We start from the raw sequence: 20,167 nt of genomic DNA, 5'->3' as shown, positions 1-20,167 counted from the left end.
AAACCAGGTCCAGCCTGCTCAAATGGTGCGCGCGGAGGGAATCGAACCCCCGACCGCTGGTGTGTAAGACCAGAGCTCTCACCGCTGAGCTACGCGCGCGGGAACACCGGCGCTATCAGCGCGCCGGTGTTCGTCGGATCATCGCACCCTCAAGGAAGCTCGGCCGCCGGGCGGCCGAGCATCCCCGGGGCGACGGTCACTTACGCGGAATGCTGTTCTTGCGCAGCGCCAGGCGGCTCCCCGCCCAGTCCCCCAGAGCCGCGGTACGGGTCTGGAGCATCCCGGCCGTCTGTGCCGACTCCGCGATGACCGAGGGCTCCACATGACCGTCGTTCCCCGTCTTGGGGGTGAGGACCCACACGGAACCCTCTTCCGCCAACGGGGTCACGACGTCCATGAGCCTGTCCACCAGGTCGCCGTCGCCGGCACGCCACCAGAGCAGGACCGCGTCAACGATCTCGTCGGTGTCCTCCTCCAGCAGCTCCGACCCGACGGCATCCTCGACGGCCTCACTGATCGCCTCGTCACAGTCGGAATCCCATCCGACCTCCTGAACGAGCATGTCCTTCGTCAGTTCGAGCTGACCAGCAATCTGATCCGACCCGTCCTGCTGGTTCGCCGCGGCGACCACCGTGGTGTTCCTCCCTCGTATCCGACTTTGTTCGTCTTGGTCTTTCGCTGACCAGGAACACTACCCGCGCACCCTCCCACGGGAAACGACTACCGCCTATTTCGGCGGTCGCGCCGCAGCCCCGTGTCGCGCATCACGCTATGGGGCACAATCAGAAGAAGTCATGGGCCGACGACGGCTCGTGGCCGGTCGACCTCGCGATCCGCCACACACCCGCGGCGCGCGAGGTCGACCGGACACTGCACCCCGACATGTGCGGTGACCCCACCGGGTTGCCGCTATACGTATCGCAGAAGTGAGGACGAGACGCATGACCGAGACCGTAGGTACCAGGGATGGTTCCGCACCCACCAATGTGCCGGTCCTCCGGGAGGGGGTCGCGTCCTACCTCGCGGATTCGGACCCCGAGGAGACTCAGGAGTGGATGGACTCCCTCGACGGCATGCTCGCCGAGGCAGGCCCCGAGCGGGCACGCTATCTCATGCTCAGACTTCTCGAACGCGCCTCGAAGCAGCGCGTTCCCCTTCCGGCCCTCACCTCGTCGGACTACGTCAACACCATCCCCACCAGCCTCGAACCGGACTTCCCGGGCGACGAGTCCGTGGAGCGCACCTACCGGCGCTGGATCCGCTGGAACGCGGCCATCATGGTCCACCGCGCCCAGCGGCCCGGCATCGGTGTGGGTGGACACATCTCCACCTACGCGGGCGCGGCGCCGCTGTACGAGGTCGGCTACAACCACTTCTTCCGCGGGAAGGACCACCCCGGGGGTGGTGACCACATCTTCTTCCAGGGGCACGCCTCGCCCGGCATGTACGCCCGCGCCTATCTCGAGGGCCGCCTCCGCGAGCACGACCTCGACGGATTCCGGCAGGAGAAGAGCCACCCGGGGCGTTCGCTCCCCTCTTACCCCCATCCCCGCTGCCTACCCGAGTTCTGGGAGTTCCCCACAGTGTCGATGGGCCTCGGGCCCATGAACGCCATCTACCAGGCCCGATTCAACCGTTACCTGCACAACCGCGGGATCAAGGACACCTCCCAGCAGCACGTGTGGGCGTTCCTCGGCGACGGCGAGATGGACGAGGTCGACTCGCGCGGAGCCCTGCAGGTTGCCGCGAACGACGCGCTCGACAACCTGACCTTCGTCATCAACTGCAACCTCCAGCGCCTCGACGGCCCGGTCCGCGGCAACGGGCAGATCGTCCAGGAGCTGGAGTCGTACTTCAGGGGCGCCGGATGGAACGTCATCAAGGTGGTGTGGGGCCGAGAGTGGGACGCGCTGTTCGACAAGGACACCGAGGGCGCGCTCGTCTCGCTCATGAACTCCGTCTCCGACGGCGACTACCAGACGTTCCGAGCCAATGACGGCGCCTGGATCCGCGAGCACTTCTTCGGTCGTGACCCGCGGACCGCCAAGTTGGTCGAGGACATGACCGACGACGAGATCTGGGCCCTGCGCCGCGGCGGGCACGACTACCGGAAGATCCACGCCGCGTACAAGGCTGCGCTCGAGCACACCGGGCAACCCACGGTGATCCTCGCGCACACGGTCAAGGGTTTCGGTCTGGGCCAGAACTTCGAGGGACGCAACGCCGCGCACCAGATGAAGAAGCTGACGCTGGACGACCTCAAGCTGTTCCGCGACAAGCAGCTCATCCCCATCACGGACGAGGAACTGGAGGCGGACCCGACGCTGCCTCCGTACTACAACCCGGGGCCCAACTCGCCGGAGATCCGCTACATGTTGGAGCGGAGGATCGCGCTGGGCGGGCACGTGCCCGAGCGGCGGCAGACCTTCACCCCGCTCTCCGTTCCGGACATCGACTCCCTCGCCTCGTTGCGCAAGGGCTCGGGAAAGCAGTCGGTCGCCACCACGATGGCCCTGGTCCGCACCTGCAAGGAGCTCATGCGGGACGAGTCCCTACGCGATCGTCTGGTCCCGATCATCCCGGACGAGGCGCGGACCTTCGGGATGGACTCGTGGTTCCCGACCCTGAAGATCTACAACCCGCACGGGCAGAACTACACCTCCGTCGACCACGACCTGATGCTCAGCTACAAGGAGTCCAAGACGGGCCAGATCATGCACGAGGGGATCAGCGAGGCCGGGTCGGTGGCCGAGTTCACCGCCGCCGGCACCGCGTATGCGACCCACGGTGAGCCCATGATCCCGCTGTACATCTTCTATTCGATGTTCGGTTTCCAGCGCACCGGCGACGCTATCTGGGCGGCCTCCGACCAGCTCGCCCGCGGGTTCCTGCTCGGCGCCACCGCCGGCCGAACCACCCTCACCGGTGAGGGACTGCAGCACATGGACGGCCATTCACCGCTTCTCGCCGCGACCAACCCGGGGATCATCTCGTACGACCCCGCATGGGGTTTCGAGCTCGCTCACATCATGCGCGCGGGCATCGAGCGGATGTACGGACCGGGCGCCGCGCATGAGAACGACACCGACGGGGTCGACCGCAACGTCTCGTACTACATCACCCTCTATAACGAGCCCGTCCCGCAGCCGCCGGAGCCCGAAGATCTGGACGCCGACGCCCTACTCCGGGGGTTATACCTCTTCCGCAAGGCCGAGAAGGGCTCGCACAAGGCCTCGATTCTCGCCTCGGGTGTCGCGATGTACGCGGCCGCCGAAGCGCAGAAAACCCTGGCCGAGCAGTGGGACGTGGCCGCGGATCTGTGGTCGGCCACCTCATGGAACGAACTGGCCCGGGACGGTTACGAGTGTGAACGTCACGAGCTCCGGCACCCGGATCAGCAGGCCCGGACCCCGTTCGTCACCGCGTCTCTCGAAGGCAGCGAGGGACCGAAGGTGGCCGTGAGCGATTTCCAGAAGGCGGTGCCGGACCAGATCCGCGGATGGGTCCCCGGTGACTTCACCGTCCTGGGCACCGACGGATTCGGGTTCTCCGACACCCGTCCAGCCGCCCGTCGCTTCTTCAACACCGACGCCGAGTCGATCATCGTCGCGGTCCTCGCCGGACTGGTCCGCGAGGGCAGCATCGAGAAGCGCACCCTGCTCGAGGCGGCCCGCCTGTACAAGATCGACGACGTCATGGCGGCGCCCGAGCCCACGACGGATCCCGGGGTGGCGTGACCGAGACGGCCGGACCCGCGGCGGGGGCCGGGCCACAGACCCCACCGCCGTCCCGGCGCCGCTCCGCGAGGGCTCCGGATCAGCGGCCGGTCTCGGATGCGCTGCTCAAGCGCATCACCCGGTACTCGGGGACGCTGTCCACGGAGGCGGTCAGGTCCCTCGAGGAGGATCTGCCGTTCTTCGCGGGGCTCTCCGCCGACCAGCGGGCGGAGATCCAACTGATCATCCAGAGTGCCGTGCGCGACTTCGTCACCTGGATGCGCAACCCCGAGGCCCCGCACACCGACACGATCGCCGGGTTCAAGCTGCTGCCCAAGGGCCTCGGTCAGGGCCTGTCCCTGCAGGAGACCGTGCAGCTCGTCCGCTCCACGTGTGAGTATTTCGAGCTGGTGATGCCGCGGATCACCCACAACGAGCGCCAGCGCGGGCTCATGATCGCCGCGGTGCTGAAGTTCGGGCGCGAGCTCGGCTTCACGGCGGCCTCGGTGTACGCGGCCGCCGCCGAGAACCGGGGCGCCTGGGACACCCGGATGGAAGCGATGCTGGTCGACGCGGTCGTCCGCGGGGACCGCCACGCCGATCTCGCCTCCGGGGCCTCGGCGCTCAACTGGGACCCGACCACGTCGGCGACCGTCATCGTAGGGCGCCCCAGGGCGGATCTGGGGCTGGCATCCGTACCTGCCACGCACAAGGCCGCCGTCGCGGCCAACCGGCACGCGTTGGCCGTGGTCCAGGGGGCTCGCCTCGTCGTCATCCTCTCCGGGGAGCTGGAGTCCTCCTCCGCCGTCCCACCGGCAGTGCTCGACGCGTTCTCCCCCGACGCACCCGTCGTCGTCGGACACACCGTGGGTTCTCTCGCCGAGGCACCGGACAGTGCGGCCGAGGCCCTCGCGGGCGCCGCAGCGGCGACCGGGTGGCCCGGTGCCCCTCGTCCGGTGGCGTCGATCGACCTGCTGCCGGAACGGGTTCTGGGCGGGGACCGCGGCGCGGCGGGGATGTTGGTGGAGCGGATCGTCACCCCTCTCCGCGGTGCGGATCCGTCCCTGGAGGAGACGCTGCGGGCGTATCTGGACTCGGGCGGGCACGTCGAGGCGTGCGCGCGCGGGTTGTACGTCCATCCCAATACGGTGAGGTATCGGCTCAAAAGGGTGAGTCAGATAACCGAGTTCGACCCGCTTGACGCGAGGGACGCATTTGTCCTGCGGATAGCCCTCGTCCTCGGCAAGTTCGCCGAACGAGGTCCTCAGGACACCTAAACAATCACTCTCGTCACACCGTGTAACGAAAACTCCGCTCACGCAGATGACCGCCCACTCAACACGGCATTTGTGGGAACCCCACAAAATCCGGCCATGGTTTCTGGTTACGAGAACATCATCCGAAGTAGGTGAACACGTGTTGTCTGATACTCGTGCTTTGCCTCACCGCCCCTGGACAAGGGTCCCAGAAAGCCGGAATGCTCGCGCCTTGGCTCGAGCTACCCGGCGCCTCGGCCCGCCTCGACGAATGGTCCGCATCGAGCGGACTCAATCTGGAGCGCCTGGGCACCACCGCGACTCTGCAAGAGATCACCGACACCGCGGTCACGCAACCGTTGGTGGTGGCCTCCGCGTTGCTCGGAACCGCAGAGCTCCGTCGACGGGGGCAGGTCCCCGCCGACACGATCGTCGCCGGACACTCCATCGGTGAGGTCGCGGCTCTCGCGATCGCCGGGGTGGTCTCCGAGGCTGACGCGCTCCGCCTGGCCTCAGTCCGCGGCGCCGCGATGTCGCGGGCCTGCGCCGACCGCCCGACCGGGATGATCGCCGTCCTCGGTGGAGTGGAGGCCGATGTCCTGCTCGCCCTGGAGAACGCCGGGCTGGAACCGGCCAACCGGAACGGCGCCGGGCAGATCGTGGCCGCCGGCCCGCTGGAGGCCTGCGACGCGCTCGAGCAGAACCCGCCGAGCCGGGCCCGCCTGCGCCGCCTCGACGTGGCCGGGGCGTTCCACACGCAGCACATGGGTTCGGCCGTCGAGAAGTTCCGCGCCCTCGCGGACACGATCGAGGTCCGTGACCCCGAACTGACACTGCTCTCGAACGCCGACGGGATGGTCGTCACCTCGGGCAGGGACGCCCTGGACCGTGTGGTCTCACAGATCACCCACCCCGTCCGCTGGGACCTGTGCACGCAGACGATGCTCAAGCTCGGCGTCGACGCGTTCGTCGAACTCCCGCCGTCCGGAGCCCTCGTCGGCCTGGCCAAGCGCATGATGCGCGATGTGCCCCGGCACGGCGTGACCACACCCGAGGACCTCGAGGACGCGCTCGACGCCGTCCCCGCGCTCAGCGGCGCGTAGACCACTCCCACATACCCGCGATCGCCGGCCCCGTCCGGCGATCGCGTCATGACGACCACGCCGTGCCCGACCGGGCGCGGCGACACCATCAGGAAGGACGACACATGGCACGCACCGAGGCCGAGATCATCACCGGACTTGCGGAGATCGTCGAGGAGGTCACCGGGATCGAGCCCTCCGAGGTGACACCGGAGAAGTCCTTCGTGGACGATCTGGACATCTATTCGCTCTCCATGGTGGAGATCGCGGTCCAGACGGAGGACCGCTACGGGGTGGAGATCCCGGACGAGGACCTCGCCAAGTTGCGTACTGTGCAGGATGCGGTCGACTACATCCAGAAGATCGACCAGAGCTGACACCACGTCCCGCAGCACGGGGCGGGGACGCGATCAGGGCCGAAGGTGCGGTCGGTGCACCACGCGAGCCCGCGTCCCCTCCCCACGCTCGGGACCCGACACACGAGAGCACCCCGCGTCATGCGGGGTGACGGGCGGAAGGCCCGATCAGGGACGGGGGTCCCTGATCGATCGCCTCCCCCACACCAGCCAGTCCGGGGGTCCATAAAGAGCGCACTCTCCCATTCGGGAGGTGCGCCGCGGAAAGGACTGCATTCGATGACCATTACGAGCACCGTGGACCAGAACTCACAGATCGACCCGCGCGACCCCGTCGCCCGGCTCGAGAACCTCTTCGATCCCGCATCGCTGGAGTTCCTCACGGAACCCGACGCGTCGGGCGCGCTCGCCGCACGCGGCCTGATCGACGGCGAACCCACCATCGCCTACGCCACCGACGCCACCGTCATGGGCGGGGCGATGGGCCTGGACGGGTGCCGTCACATCGTCCACGCGATCGACATCGCCATCGACGAGCACCTGCCCGTCGTGGGCGTGTGGCACTCGGGCGGAGCCCGGCTCGCCGAGGGCGTCGAGGCGCTCCACGCGGTCGGCCTCGTGTTCGAGGCCATGGTCCGCGCATCGGGCCACGTTCCGCAGATCTCTGTGGTCCTCGGCCCCGCCGCCGGCGGCGCCGCCTACGGCCCCGCGCTCACCGACGTCGTCATCATGGCGCCAGCGGGCAAGATCTTCGTCACCGGACCCGACGTGGTCCGCTCCGTCACCGGTGAACAGGTCGACATGGAGGGCCTCGGCGGCCAGGACGTGCACCACCGCAAGTCGGGTGTGTGTCACATCGCCGCCACCGACGAGCGGGACGCGCTGCACCGCGCACGGCGGCTCGTGAACCTGCTGTCCGCGCAGGGGGAGTTCGACCTACGCGCGCTCGAGGGCGACCACACGGACCTCGCTGGGCTGCTCCCGGAGTCACCCAAGCGGGCCTATGACGTGCGTCCGCTCGTCCACGGCATCCTCGACTCGTCCGAACTGGACGGTAGTACGACCTTCGAGGAGCTCCAGGCCAAGTGGGCGCCCAGCATCGTGGTGGGCTTCGGCAGGATGTCGGGACGCACGGTCGGCGTGATCGCCAACAACCCGCTCCGCCTGGGCGGCTGCCTCAACTCCGAGTCGGCCGAGAAGGCGTCCCGCTTCGTCCGCCTGTGCAACGCGTTCGGCGTGCCGCTCCTCGTCGTCGTCGACGTCCCCGGCTACCTCCCCGGAGTCTCCCAGGAATGGGAGGGCGTCGTCCGGCGTGGCGCCAAACTGCTGCACGCCTTCGCCGAGGCGTCGGTCGCCCGCGTCACGCTGGTCACCCGCAAGATCTACGGCGGGGCCTACATCGCCATGAACTCGCGCGCGCTCGGCGCGTCCGCCGTGTTCGCGTGGCCCGATGCCGAGGTGGCCGTCATGGGCGCCAAGGCCGCGGTGGGGGTCCTCCACAAGCGCGCGCTCGCAGCGGCGCCGGAGGACGAGCGCGAGGCACTGCACGAGCGGCTGGCCGACGAGCACGCCGCCATCGCCGGCGGCGTCGGCCGTGCGGTGACCATCGGCGTCGTCGACGAGGTGATCGAGCCCACCGACACGCGTCGCCGTCTCGCCGAGGCCCTCGACGCGGCCTCTCACGTCCGCGGCCAGCACAAGAACATCCCGTTGTGACCTGACGGCCCGTCCGCGACCGCCAGACGACGGAACGCCCGCACCCCGAGAGGGTGCGGGCGTTCTCGTGTGGAGCCGAGGGGCTGATCAGCCGACGCGGGAGAGCCAGGTGACCTCGGCGACGGCAGGGTGGCCACGGAGTGGTTCCAGAGCGCGGTCCCAGGGGGTACCGAGCTCTGTTTCCACCGCCGTGTGGAACGCGGCGGGGCCGGCGGCCATGAGATGCCGGAGCCTGTTCTCCCCGATCACCACGTCACCGCTGGCGCCGGTCTGGCCGCGCCACATCCCGAGTTCGGGGGTGTGGGAGAAGCGTTCGCCGTCGACGAGGTCACTCGGGTCCTCGGTGACCTCGAACGCCAGCATGGACCACTTGGCCAGCGAATCGGCCAGGCGTGCACCGGTGCCGACCGGGCCGATCCAGTCGACGATCGCCTTGCGAGCGCCAGGCTGGGCCGGCTGGTCCTCCCAGCGCATAGCGGAGGACGCGTCGAGGGTGCTCGCCAGAGCCCACTCGACGTGAGGGCACAACGCGGTGGGCGCGGCATGGATGAACACCACGCCGGTCGTCGTATCCGCGAAATGATTTAGATCAGACATCGCTTCACTCCCGACTCACTGAGGGACGTCTTCCCCAACGACCTCGCGATATCGTGTGAACGATGATTCGTATGTGGTTGTAGTACACAACTGTGCCTCAAGTGAACGAATTACACCAGCGACACTTCTGCATTCTCAGCAAAGTTACAGCACCGTAATCCCGCCGGTGTGAGTCCCCGGCGGCGTGTCGGTGAGGACGGAGGATCAACCTCCGAGGGAGTCCTCCGGACGGCTGCGGCGGGTGGCCGCGTCCACCACCCGGTCCGACAACTCTGGCCACAGCGGCTTGGCCCAGTCCCCGAAGTCCCGATCGGTCAGTACGACCAGGGCCGTGTCGATCTCCGGCTCCACCCACAGCAACGTGCCGGACTGTCCGAAGTGCCCGAACGTCGCGGGTGAGTTGTGCTGGCCGGTCCAATGGGGATACTTGGCCTCACGGAGCTCGAACCCCAGGCCCCACGGACACGGCTTGTGCATGCCATACCCGGGCACGACACCGTCGAGACCGCGGAACTGCTCGCTCACCGCCTCCTCCAGTGTCTCGGGCGCCAGGAGCCGCGGGGTCACGAGTTCGGTCGCGAAGGCCACCAGGTCGGCGAGGCTGGCGGAGGCGCCGTGCCCGGCGGAACCCTCGAGCACCGTCGACCCCATCCCGAGCGGCTCACACACGGCCTCGGTGAGGTAGTCGGGGAAGGCGATTCCCGTGGCGTCCGCGATGTGGTCCGCGAGCACCTCGAAGCCGGCCGAGGAGTAGATGCGCCGCTCCCCCGGCCCCGCGCGCACCTTTCCGCGATCACTGAAGTCGAGGCCGGATGCGTGCGCCAACAGGTGGCGGACGGTCGACCCCTCGGGCCCCGCGGCGTCGTCGAGGGAGATCGCCTCCTCCTCGATCGCGAGGAGCGCGGCCACTGCCACGATCGGTTTGGTGACCGAGGCGAGCCGGTAGACGCGGGCGTCGTCACCACGCACGGCCAGGAGCCCCTCCGGTCCGACGACCGCTGCTGAGACGTTGTCCACCGGCCAGTCGTCGACGACCGCCAGAGCGGCGTCCAGCCTGTCTCGATCGAACTCGTCCGACATGGGTTCCTCCCGGGTGATGTCCGATCGGGCCGACGCCGGCCGGATCGCCTGTGGCTGGGTCGTCTACAGCTGTGTGGTCAGTGTGTCAGCTCCGCGGTCACGTCCGCGGCACGTCGCGCCGACGGAACCCGACCACCCCGGCGACCAGCAGGACGGCCGCCAGCGCCAGCAGTACCGCCACCCCCGCCGTGTCGACCGGCCCGACGGGGGCGCGGCCCACCGCGCCGAACGGCGACAGACGCATCTGGGACTCGGTGAGTCTGAGGGTGGGGCCCATGAACGTGACGACGGCGGAGACCGCGAACAGCGCCCAGGCCAGTGCCTGCATGCGGGGCACCAGCCCGAACAGCGCAACCGACAGTCCGACGAACAGGAGCACCGGGGGCACCTGCCAGGACCCGGCCGCGACGATCCGCCCCATAGAGTCCGGGTCGTCGAGGGCGATGGAGGTGGACAGCGCGAAGGCTGCGGAACCGGCCACCACGACCACCGCGGCACCCACGGCCACGACCGCGGTGTGCAGGGCCAGCCATGACCACCTGGACCGCCCGGCCGCGAGGTCGAGCTCCAGCCGACCCGAGGTCTCCTCCCCCCGCAACCCCCCGAGTGTCTGCAGGGCGAAGCCCGCGCCGAGGATCCCGACGAACACCACGAGCATCTGCACGAGGGAATCGACGAGTGCCGGGGACTCGACCAGGAAGGCTGCGAGGGACGGGTTGGACATGATGGCCTCGACCACGACGTTCATCAGGGCGCCGTACATGGTCATGAGCGCCACGACGCCGATCGTCCAGCCGATGAGCGCTCCGAGGTGCTGGTGCACCGCCCCGCCGAGCTCGGACGCCCGCCACCTCGACGCCGTGGCCGCCCCGGTGCGGGCCGGCACCAGCCCTGCCCCGACGTCGCGGCGACCGGAGAGCCACAGGGCGGCGGCGGACAACGCTCCGGCCGTCCCCACCGCCACGACGAGTGGGAGGGCGGTGGCGTCCCCGAACGGGCGGACCAACCCGTGCCATCCCAGGGGGGAGGTCCAGCTCACCCAGTTCTCGTTGGTGTCGCCGATCCCCCGCAGGACGAGCGTGAGTCCGGCCAGGGTCATTCCGGCCGCCCACACGGTGCGGTTGTGGGCCACCACCTGTGCGAGCACCGCCGTGGCCGCGGCGTACACCCACCCCGTGGCGACGATCGAGGCCGCGTAGAACGCCGCCCCGGTGCGATCGACCGGGATGGCGAGGGTCGACGCCCAGATTCCGGCGCCGAGGAGCAGGAAGACGCCGCCGACGACGACGAGGGCTGCCGTGACCGGGGCGAGCCGACCTGTCCGGGCGGACAACAGGAGTTCCGTCCTGCCGGTCTCCTCCTCCCGGCGGGTGGACCGGGCGGTCAGGGCGATCGCCATGACCGGGATCGCGAACGAGGCGATGAACGCGTACTCGTTCATCATGACCCCGCCCAGGGTGTCGAGCCCGGCCACGCGGCCGTTGAGCATCACCATGGCCTCGCCGAGGGACGCGGAGTAGGTGGCCAGCTTCTCCGGGGTGTCGTACAGCGCCGCGATCGAGACCCCGGTGAGCAGATACAGCGAGACCAGGCCGAGTACCCACGCGGCGGCGGACCGCCACCCCGTGCGCAGGGCGATCCGGACCAACAGGCCGGTGCCGGCGAAGGCGGAGTTCACCGTGACCCGCCGGATGTCGTGCCCGACTCTCCAGGCCCCTCCGCGGCCCCCGCGCCCGAGTAGGCGGTGAGGAAGAGGTCGTCCAGACTCGGCGGGGTGGCGGTGAGGGTGTGTACCCCGGCCGCGTGCAGGATCCCCGTCACCTCGGCGAGCCGCTCGGCGGGCACGTGGCAGCGGACGTCGAACCGCCCGTCACCGGAGCGCTCCATCCGCAGACCGTCTACCCCGACGATCGACTCCAGGGCACTCGGATCGGTGTCGGTGACGGCGTGGACCTCGGTGGTGGTGTGGCGGCGCAGGTCGCCCAGGGTGCCCGAGCTGATCGTGCGGCCGTCGCGGATGATGCTCACCCGATCGGCCAGCGCCTCGACCTCACCCATGATGTGGCTGGAGAGCAGCACGGTGGAACCACCGTCGACGGCCTCCCGCACGCTCTCCTGGAACACCAGCTCCATGAGCGGATCCAACCCTGAGGTGGGCTCGTCCAGCACGAGCAGTTCGGCGCCGGACGCCAGGGCCGCGACGAGCGAGACCTTCTGCCGGTTTCCCTTGGAGTAGTCCCGGGTGCGTTTGGTGGGGTCCAGGCGGAAGCGGTCGATCAGCTCGTCACGGCGTGCCGGGTCGAGTCCGCCCAGTGCGCGCCCCAGGATGTCGATGCACTGTCCCCCGGTCAGACGCGGCCACAGCGTCACCTCCCCCGGTACGTACGCCAACCTGGCGTGCAGCTCGACAGCGTCCCGCCACGGGTCGCGCCCGAACAGGGTCACCCGTCCCGAATCGGACCGCATCAGACCCAGCAGGATCCTGATGGTGGTGGACTTGCCCGAGCCGTTGGGGCCCAGGAAGCCGTGCACCTCGCCGCGTCGGACGTCCAGGTCCAGGCCGTCGAGGGCGCGGGTGGCGCCGAATGTCTTGACCAGGCCCTCGACGCGTACCACCAGGTCCGAATCTGAACGCATGACCAGTCCCTTCGTCGATTCCCCCCGATCATCCTCCCCATCCTCGGCACAATGTGGCAATGCGCTCACCGATGTCCGGACACAGGACTTTTCGCCCCTCGATCAAGGACCGCCTCACCAAGGCGGCGATGACCGCCTCGGGCTCTCTGCCCGGCCCGCTGATCCAGCTCGCCGGCGGCGCCCCCCGGCGGATCGACGGCCAGGTGCTGGACCCGCACTTCCAGGCGGGGGTCCGGGTGATGTCCCTGCTGTCGGAAGGCGAGTACGAGGACATACCGCTCGAACAGGCACGCCAGACCGTGGAGCGGTCCGCGTACACCGTCTCGGGCAACCGGATCGAGCTCGCCGTCGTCAAGGACCTGGTCCTCCCGCTCGCCGGTAGCGATGACACCGACGACGATCGCACCGGTGCCGAGACCGCCCGCGCCGACCTTCCCGCCCGCCTGTACTCCCCCGTCCACGGCGACGAGCCGCTGCCGATGCTCGTCTTCTTCCACGGTGGCGGGTGGGTGCTCGGGAGCATCGACTCCCACGATGCGACCTGCCGCTACATCGCCAGGATGGGCGGCCTCAAGGTCCTCAGCGTGGACTACCGGCTGGCCCCCGAGTTCCTCTTCCCCACGGCGGCCGAGGACGCCCTGGCCTCGTTCCGGTACGTGCGGGACAACGCCGAGTCGCTCGGGGTGGACCCGACGCGGATCGCGGTGGGCGGGGACAGCGCGGGCGGGAACCTGGCGGCGGTCGTGTGTCAGCAGACCCGGGACGCGGGAGAGAAGACCCCCGACTTCCAACTGCTCTTCGTCCCCGCCACCAACATGTCGGCTCGGACCCGCTCGTTCGAGTTGTTCGGCGAGGGATTCTTCCTCACCGGCAAGAACATGGACTTCTACGAGAACACCTACCTGCGCTCCGACGCCGACCGTCTCGACCCGCGCGCCTCCCCGCTGCTGGCCGAGGACTTCTCTGGCCTGCCCCCGGCGCACGTCGCCACCGGCGGGTTCGACCCGCTGCGCGACGAGGGCGAGGCGTACGCGCGGAAGTTGGCCGACGCCGGGGTCAAGGTCTCGCTCCGGCGGCATTCCACGATGGTCCACCCGTTCGTCAACGCCGTCGGTGCCACCCCGCTCGCCCGCGCCGCGCTGTCGGAGGCCGTGGGCGCGCTACGGATGGGGTTGGCGTACTGACCCACCGTCGAGAGGCACCGTGCCCGGGGACTGCGTCGCGGCGACTCCGCCTCAGTGGGTGGCGCGCCGAGACCCCGGTCGCGGTGCCGCCCCGGATCGTCGATCTCGTCGCGCCGCTCGGTAGCCTTCGGCCGCGAGCAGGGTCAGGGCGAGGCCGAGCAGCCCGAATGTGAGGGTGTCGATCCCCCGGACAGTCTCTCCGAGCGCGAACGCCACAGCGACCAGGAGCACCGGCTCGAGGTATCCGAGTAGGCCGAACAGGGGAAGCGTGAGCAACTGCGACGCCGCCAGATACGCCGCCATGGCCGCCGCGCCGGCGACGCCGACCGAGACGAGCGCGAGCCTTCCGGCGACAGACGACGGATGCTGACCACCCGACACGATCAACCACACGCCGAGGGGGGTGAGCGCGGCGACCTCGAACCCGAACGCCATCGGTTTGTCCATGCCGACTCGGCGGCGCACGACGAAGTAGATCGGGTACCCCGTGCAGATCACGAACGTCACCCAGGACAAGCTCGGGGACACCCCGATATTGACGGCGACGGCTGCGGCCGCGATTCCCACCGCCATCCACTGCCAGGTCGACACCTCCGACTTGAGAACGGCCCGGCTGCCGATCACCAGGGCCAGAGGTAGGAGCAGGAAACCGAGCGAGGCATCCAGAGCGTGACCGTGAAGCGGGGCCCAGGAGAACAGCCAGAGCTGCATCCCGACCAGTACGCACAGCAGGCCGAACACGAGCGGAGACCACCACTCTCGTGTGAGGGTCGCCCAGGAGTCACGCACCATCACACGGCCCGAGGGGATGAGCATCACGAGGCTGTAGCAAGCGAAGGTCACGACGATCCGCCACCCGAAGACCACCTCAGCCGAGGCGTCGATTACTCCGGAGAGGTAGAAGATCCCGCCGAACAGGCCGGACGCCACGACAACGGCGCCGACCCCGCGCGCCGTATCCCCCAGGGCCCCCGTCCGGTCCATGGGAAGAAACCTATAGTCCCCCGGCGCGCTGCGGGGCTGGGCCCACCTGGTCTCGGCGTCCGACCAGGGAACGGGCGGCTCTCCCGGTGGGGCCAGCGGGGCTCGAACCCGCGACCAGCGGATTATGAGTCCGCGGCTCTAACCAACTGAGCTATAGCCCCCCGCACGCGCCGGGAACGTCACCGGCACGCGCGGCGCAATCGTAGCAAGACCGCTCAGCGGACCTCCGGCCACCAGACCGCACGCACCGCCGAGAGTCCGTCGGCGACCTGCGCCGGCGGGTCGTCCCACGCCATCACCAGCCGATCAGGCGACTCGTAGGCGGGATGACCCGGGTCGCCGATGGTGACGAAGTCGACCCATGAGCCGTGCATCGCCTCGACCAGGTCGGTCGGCGCCGGGGCTCCGAGATAGCGCTCCACGTTCTCCCCGTCCGGAACCGACCAGAAGAAGGGCAGGTCGGCGCAGTGCCGGGGCCCGTTTCCTCCGGTCCAGCAGAAGTCGTACACCCACGTCGGGTCTCCGGCGGCCACTCTCGTCTCGGCGGCCCGGGCCACCGTGGAGTGGATCGCGGCCGCGTCGATCACCGCGCCCACGCTCCGGCGGAGCGACCGTCCGTTCGACTGCCGGGCCAGCGCCCTGAGCCCCTGCCTGGGGAGTTGCTGGGACAACGCCATGAACGCGGCCCCCGGCACCAGCGCCGGGCCCGGGAGCTTGTCCGAGACGGCCTCGAACTCCGTCGCGGTGGAGCCGATGAGCAGCGGTACGCCCGTACCTGGACCACCGGCGACCGCCTCCAGGGGAGGGATCGGGACGGTCTCGCCACCGACCACCGGCCGGAACGGAAGCGTGAACTGATTCTCGCGACGGAGGCGCCGATGGAACTCATCGACCGCGCCGCGCCCCCCGGCCGCCAACCCCTCGGCCGTCACGCCCTTGGGCGGATGGGTCGCCGGGGCACGCAGCACCGCAGGAGACGCGGCGATCGCTCCGTGGAACAGCCCGGCCGCCGGGGGCGAGCCCAGCAGACACAGCACCGCTCCCCCGCCGGCCGACTGCCCGGCGACCGTCACCCGGCCGGGGTCCCCGCCGAACACGGCGATCTCGTCCCGGACCCACTCGAGCGCCGCGATCCAGTCCAGCAGTCCACGATTGTCCGGGGCGTCGGGGAACGGGGTGAAGCCCTCGACCCCGAGGCGGTAGCCCACCGAGACCACGACGATCCCCCGGCGGGCGAAGGTCGAACCGTCGAACCACGGTTGATGCGACGACCCCGATTCCCACCCGCCCCCGTGGATCCACACCATCACCGGGTGCTCGCCACCCTCCGCCGGCGCCCACACGTCCACGTGCAGGATGTCTCCTCCCGCGACGATCGGCTCCGGGATCGCCGGGTCCGGGTCGAATCGCAGTCGCTGGGCCGTGGCGGCGGGCCGCGTCGCGTCACGGACCCCCTGCCACGGCTCCCGGCGAACCGGAGCGGCGAAGCGCAGGTCATCGACCGGGTCCTCGGCGTAGGGGATCCCGTAGAAGCGGACGACGTCACCCAGGTCGGTTCCGCGGACGCGGCCGGTGGACAGGGCGACCTCGGGGCGAGTCATGCGGCCAGATTAGCGACGACAGCTGAGATCTCCCGGCGATCCCTGCTACCAAGAGAGGATGACGAGTGACAGGGATCAGATCCTCGAACGCCTGGCCGACGTGGCCACGGCACTGGACACGCGAGACTGGGACGGGCTCGGCGCGCTGTTCACCGAGTCCGCGACCGGGTACGGGGCCTCCGGTCGGGAGGCGATCGTCGCGATTGTCCGGCAGCACCTCGGTGGCTGCGGTCCGTCCCAGCACCTGTTGGGAAACCACCGGGTGCAGCTGGCGCTCGACGGAAACGAGGACCGGGCGCGGAGTCTGACGTACGCGCGGGTGCTTCACCTCGGGGCCGGAGACCAGTCCGGGCTGACCTACGAGTGCTTCGGTGAGTACTCGGACCTGTGGTCCCGGACGGCGGAGGGCTGGCGGATCGCCTCAAGGAGGTTCCACATCACCTTCGACCGCGGCGACTTCCGGACACTCCAACCCGGCTGACGCCAAATGCAGACCAGGCCAGAGGATTGCTCCTCTGGCCTGGTGGTTCTGCTCCCCCATCTGGACTCGAACCAGAAACCCTTCGATTAACAGTCGAATGCTCTGCCAATTGAGCTATGGGGGATTGCCGTCGGCAACCGACGAGCACGTCGGACACCGAGAACTCACCTTAGTGCGACGGCAGCCGCCGGACCAAATCGGCAGGTCAGAGCCCTACCCGAGGGCTAGCTTGCAGACCCTGGAGCTCCGCAGATCGATCCGGGAGAACCGGTGGAGGCCGATCCCGTGGAGCTGAGGGACCCTGTACCGAGGGACGCTGCACCGAGGGAACCTGTGCCGAGGGAACCGGCCGCGTCCCCTCCACACAGGACGCCGAGCGAACCCTGGCTGAGTGATCCGGTGCCCGGTTCCTCATCCCGGACGGCGATCGTCTTCGGACCGGCCGTCGACGATGCGTACGGGGTGTCCGAGGAGTCGTCCACGACGGTGGCCGGAGTGAACGCTGCGGTGATGACGAGGTCGCCGGCCTCGGAGAAGGTATACGGCAGCGTGGCACTCCCGTCGATGACGTTGACCGGGGCCCCGATGATTTCTCCGTCAGCGGAGAACTGGACCGTTCCGGCGGCCGCTGCGGGTTCGACCTGCACGGTGAGATCGACGGGCGTTCCCGTGACCGCAGTCGGCGGCGTGGCGAGCGTCGAGATCGTCTCGGTCTGGCACCCGGACACCTCGGTCTCGAGCAACGCGAACCGACCCGTGGCGGAATCGAACCCCTTGTCCGCGGACTGGGGACCGACGACCACCTGGTAAGAGACGGTGTGCGTGTCGGACGCCCGGTTGGGCAGACGTGGCTGGTCCAGAAGACTCACCGTTCTGGTGGTGGTGATCGGGTCCCGGTCGGTGACGTAGGGGGCAGTTCCCGGGGCGAAGACCGGGGAGCTGGGAGCCGAGTTCTGCACCCCCTGCCGCCCGACGACCCGCGTGATGTCGTACGCCACGCTGTCGAGGGAGAACCTGGCCCTGACGGGCACACCGGTGAGGCTCCACACACCTGGCACGCCCGCCAGCGACGCCGGATCCTCCCCGTCCACCGCGAAGTCGACGACGTAGTACCCGTTCGTCTCGTTGATGATCGTGAAGTGGACCCGGCACTGGTCATCCCCGGATGCGCTGAACCGCACCGGGCCCTGGTCCCAGCCCTCCGCGGACGCCGCCGGGGGCACTCCGAGGCAGATGCCGAAGGCCGCGATCGCGGCGGGAAGAGTGAATCGACGTGACGTTGTGCTCATTGCGAACTCTCTGGGGTCGTGTGACTCCCGCGCGGCCGGAATCGGACAACCGATCAGCGGCGGGCTGCGAACGACAATATCAGCACATTTTTACTTTTCTCAACTATGAGGGCTCCGGGGCGGTGGGCCACCCGGATTGTGTTTTGCCCGAATTCTCTCTGGGTCAGGCGATGTCGGGTGTGGCGCCCACGGCCTGCTCGAGCAAACCGCGCCGGTATTCCTCCAGCGCCACGAGGTCACCGAACAGTGCCGAGTACCCCTCCGGGTCCGCCGCCGGACTCATCCGTTGCACCTTGGACTTGAGGTCGGCGATCTGGCCGGACACCCACACCTCCTGCAGCCGGGCGAGCACACCGGAGACGTAGCGGGGCAGCGCGTCCTCGGCCACCCGGAGGGTCTCGACCGCCATGAGACCCACCAGCCGCTGCAACCCGTCGTCCTCGAGACCCGTGGACACCTCGGACACCCAGTTCGCGCCACTCTTGCCGGAGGCGCACCCCCCGGCCGCGGACAGCGCATCAGCGATCCGGGCGTAGGCGGGATGGGTGTAGCACTCACCCGGGAGCGAGTCGAAGAGCGGACCCGCCAGGCCCGGGTACTGGAGAGCGGCCTTGAGGGCCTCGCGCTGCGGCCAGAGCGCCGGGTCGGCGGCCGAGGGAAGCGGGAGCCCGGTCGGCACAGCGGGGACCTGGTGCCCGCCGCGGTCGTCCGCCTCGTCGTCGTTCCTCCTCGGGCCACGCTCGGCACGGTCCCACTGGGGGCGGGGTCCTCCCCCGGGTCCACCCGGGCCGCGACCGCGGGGGCCGGGACCCGCCGACCGGGCGCGCCCCCGCTTACGGGCCTCCTCCCGGACGCGGCGGAGCACCGTCGCGGGATCGTCCCACCCCACCCAGCCGGCCAACTGGCGGGCGTACTCGTCCCGGAGAGCCGAGTCACGGATGTCCGCCACCACCGGCACGGTCTGGCGCAGCGCCTCGACCCGGCCCTCCGCGTGGTCGAGGTCGTACTCCTCGAGCATGGACCGGATGGCGAACTCGAACATCGGGACCCGGGCGGAGATCAGGTCACGGACTGCCGCGTCACCCTTGGTCTGCCGGATGTCGCAGGGGTCCAGTCCGGCGGGGGCCACCGCGACGAAGGTGCGGCCGGAGAACTGCTGGTCCCCGGAGAACGCCCGGAGCGCGGCCTTCTTGCCCGCGTCGTCGCCGTCGAAGGTGTAGATGATCTCGCCGCGGAAGTAGTTGTCGTCCAACATCAGCCGCCGGAGCGTGGACAGGTGGTCCTCGCCGAACGCGGTGCCACACGCAGCCACGGCGGTGGTCACGCCCGCGGCGTGCATGGCCATGACGTCCGTATAGCCCTCGACCACCACCGCTCGGCGCTGAGAGGCGACGTCCCGCTTGGCCAGGTCCAGACCGAACAGCACCTGGGACTTCTTGTAGAGCATCGTCTCCGGCGTGTTCATGTACTTGCCCAGGGTGTCGTCCTCGAAGAGCTTGCGCGCGCCGAAGCCGATCACCTCACCGGCGAGGTTGCGGATGGGCCACAGCAGTCGACGGTGGAAGCGGTCGATCAACGTCCCCCGCGAGCTGGTCTTGGACAGCCCCGCCGACTCCAACTCCGTGGGCTCGAAACCCTGCCGCATGAGGTGCTTGCTCATCGTGTCCCAGCCCGTGGGCGCGTATCCGCACCCGAAGCGCTCGGCGTGGGAGAGATCAAAGCCGCGGTCGGTCAGGAACGCCCGCGCGATCTCGGCCTCCGCGTCCTGGTGGAGGCGCTCGGCGTAGAACTTCTGGGCGGCGGCGTTGGCCTGGACCAGCCTCGAGCGGGTGCCCCGATCGCGTTGGATCACCTGCCCGCCGCCCTCGTAGGAGATGCGGTACCCGATCCTGTCCGCGAGCTGCTCCACCGCCTCGACGAAGCTGATGTGCTCCATCTTCATGAGGAAGGCGAAGACGTCGCCACCCTCGCCCGTGGAGAAGCAGTGGAAGTAGCCGTGCTGGGGTCGCACGTGGAACGACGGCGTCTTCTCGTCCTTGAACGGGGACAGCCCCTTCATCGAGTCCGCACCGCCTGGTTTGAGCGCGACGTACTCGCCGACGATCTCCTCGATACGGGTGCGTTCGCGGATCGCGGCGATGTCCTGCTCCGGAATCCGCCCTGCCATGCAGCCCAGAGTAACCGTCCG

17 protein-coding genes and 3 tRNA genes are annotated in these 20,167 nt (G+C 69.3%); 8 read left to right on the top strand and 12 right to left on the bottom strand.

Features of this window, described 5'->3' with window-relative positions; translation table 11 throughout:
- Positions 1–23: 23 nt before the first annotated feature.
- Together A6048_RS06035 and A6048_RS06030 are read right to left on the bottom strand one after the other, a co-directional pair.
- Positions 24–99: transfer RNA gene (locus A6048_RS06035), tRNA-Val, on the bottom strand.
- Positions 100–196: 97 nt separating this feature from the next.
- Positions 197–631 (bottom strand): DUF3052 domain-containing protein, encoded by a 435-nt coding sequence (locus A6048_RS06030; RefSeq protein WP_107748236.1) that lies wholly within the window; start codon positions 629–631, stop codon positions 197–199.
- Between the two features lie 140 nt (positions 632–771).
- Here A6048_RS06030 and A6048_RS18215 point away from each other — a divergent pair, with 140 nt between their 5' ends.
- The 6 genes from A6048_RS18215 to A6048_RS06005 all read left to right on the top strand — a co-directional run bounded on the left by A6048_RS18215 (position 772) and on the right by A6048_RS06005 (position 8,126).
- On the top strand, positions 772–930 hold the full coding sequence (locus A6048_RS18215) for a hypothetical protein (protein WP_159110303.1): 159 nt from the start codon (positions 772–774) through the stop codon (positions 928–930).
- A gap of 11 nt (positions 931–941) precedes the next feature.
- Positions 942–3,737, top strand: coding sequence for a pyruvate dehydrogenase (acetyl-transferring), homodimeric type (gene aceE / locus A6048_RS06025; protein WP_107748235.1), 2,796 nt, complete (start codon positions 942–944; stop codon positions 3,735–3,737).
- The gene (locus A6048_RS06020; RefSeq protein WP_107748234.1) at positions 3,734–4,993 is read left to right on the top strand and encodes a PucR family transcriptional regulator; all 1,260 of its coding nucleotides are present in this window, start codon (positions 3,734–3,736) and stop codon (positions 4,991–4,993) included. Before aceE ends, A6048_RS06020 begins: the two co-directional genes overlap by 4 nt.
- 155 nt (positions 4,994–5,148) lie before the next feature.
- A complete protein-coding gene (locus tag A6048_RS06015; RefSeq protein ID WP_107748233.1) occupies positions 5,149–6,075 on the top strand; it encodes an ACP S-malonyltransferase in 927 nt (308 codons plus the stop codon).
- A 104-nt stretch (positions 6,076–6,179) separates the two neighbouring features.
- Complete coding sequence (locus A6048_RS06010; protein WP_107748232.1) at positions 6,180–6,431, top strand: acyl carrier protein; 252 nt, start codon at positions 6,180–6,182, stop codon at positions 6,429–6,431.
- Positions 6,432–6,689: 258 nt separating this feature from the next.
- Positions 6,690–8,126, top strand: coding sequence for an acyl-CoA carboxylase subunit beta (locus tag A6048_RS06005; protein ID WP_107748231.1), 1,437 nt, complete (start codon positions 6,690–6,692; stop codon positions 8,124–8,126).
- Between the two features lie 87 nt (positions 8,127–8,213).
- On the opposite strand, the gene A6048_RS06000 is transcribed toward A6048_RS06005, so the two are convergent.
- The 4 genes from A6048_RS06000 to A6048_RS05985 form a co-directional block, all read right to left on the bottom strand.
- Positions 8,214–8,723 carry a DUF3145 domain-containing protein gene (locus A6048_RS06000; RefSeq protein ID WP_107748230.1) on the bottom strand — a complete coding sequence of 170 codons (510 nt, stop codon included), beginning with the start codon at positions 8,721–8,723 and terminating at the stop codon, positions 8,214–8,216.
- Between the two features lie 204 nt (positions 8,724–8,927).
- Positions 8,928–9,803 carry a serine hydrolase domain-containing protein gene (locus tag A6048_RS05995; protein WP_107748229.1) on the bottom strand — a complete coding sequence of 292 codons (876 nt, stop codon included), beginning with the start codon at positions 9,801–9,803 and terminating at the stop codon, positions 8,928–8,930.
- A 97-nt stretch (positions 9,804–9,900) separates the two neighbouring features.
- A complete protein-coding gene (locus A6048_RS05990) occupies positions 9,901–11,481 on the bottom strand; it encodes an ABC transporter permease (protein WP_107748228.1) in 1,581 nt (526 codons plus the stop codon).
- Positions 11,478–12,440: an ABC transporter ATP-binding protein gene (locus A6048_RS05985; RefSeq protein ID WP_107748227.1), complete on the bottom strand. Its 963-nt coding sequence runs from the start codon at positions 12,438–12,440 to the stop codon at positions 11,478–11,480. The genes A6048_RS05990 and A6048_RS05985 overlap by 4 nt, the downstream gene beginning before the upstream one ends.
- Before the next feature lie 59 nt (positions 12,441–12,499).
- Between A6048_RS05985 and A6048_RS05980 the strand changes: the two genes are divergently transcribed.
- Complete coding sequence (locus A6048_RS05980) at positions 12,500–13,624, top strand: alpha/beta hydrolase (RefSeq protein ID WP_107748226.1); 1,125 nt, start codon at positions 12,500–12,502, stop codon at positions 13,622–13,624.
- A gap of 51 nt (positions 13,625–13,675) precedes the next feature.
- Here A6048_RS05980 and A6048_RS05975 read toward each other — a convergent pair whose 3' ends face one another.
- From A6048_RS05975 to A6048_RS05965, 3 genes are all read right to left on the bottom strand, one after another.
- A complete protein-coding gene (locus A6048_RS05975; protein WP_107748225.1) occupies positions 13,676–14,608 on the bottom strand; it encodes an EamA family transporter in 933 nt (310 codons plus the stop codon).
- 87 nt (positions 14,609–14,695) lie between these two features.
- Positions 14,696–14,769, bottom strand: a tRNA-Ile gene (locus A6048_RS05970).
- Positions 14,770–14,823: 54 nt separating this feature from the next.
- Positions 14,824–16,209 (bottom strand): carboxylesterase/lipase family protein, encoded by a 1,386-nt coding sequence (locus tag A6048_RS05965; protein ID WP_107748224.1) that lies wholly within the window; start codon positions 16,207–16,209, stop codon positions 14,824–14,826.
- A 58-nt stretch (positions 16,210–16,267) separates the two neighbouring features.
- Here A6048_RS05965 and A6048_RS05960 point away from each other — a divergent pair, with 58 nt between their 5' ends.
- The gene (locus A6048_RS05960) at positions 16,268–16,690 is read left to right on the top strand and encodes a nuclear transport factor 2 family protein (RefSeq protein ID WP_107748223.1); all 423 of its coding nucleotides are present in this window, start codon (positions 16,268–16,270) and stop codon (positions 16,688–16,690) included.
- A gap of 51 nt (positions 16,691–16,741) precedes the next feature.
- Here the strand turns inward: A6048_RS05960 and A6048_RS05955 are convergent.
- The 3 genes from A6048_RS05955 to dnaG form a co-directional block, all read right to left on the bottom strand.
- Positions 16,742–16,814: transfer RNA gene (locus tag A6048_RS05955), tRNA-Asn, on the bottom strand.
- A gap of 100 nt (positions 16,815–16,914) precedes the next feature.
- Entirely contained in the window at positions 16,915–17,979 is a 1,065-nt protein-coding gene (locus A6048_RS05950; RefSeq protein WP_107748222.1) for an Ig-like domain-containing protein, read from the bottom strand.
- A 163-nt stretch (positions 17,980–18,142) separates the two neighbouring features.
- Positions 18,143–20,146 (bottom strand): DNA primase, encoded by a 2,004-nt coding sequence (gene dnaG / locus A6048_RS05945; protein WP_107748221.1) that lies wholly within the window; start codon positions 20,144–20,146, stop codon positions 18,143–18,145.
- Between the last annotated feature and the right edge of the window lie 21 nt (positions 20,147–20,167).

The sequence above is a fragment of the Dietzia psychralcaliphila genome (genome assembly GCF_003096095.1).
Lineage (GTDB): Bacteria > Actinomycetota > Actinomycetes > Mycobacteriales > Mycobacteriaceae > Dietzia > Dietzia psychralcaliphila.
The sequence above is the reverse complement of the archived record's forward strand: the minus strand, read 5'-3'. Positions and strand labels throughout refer to the sequence as shown.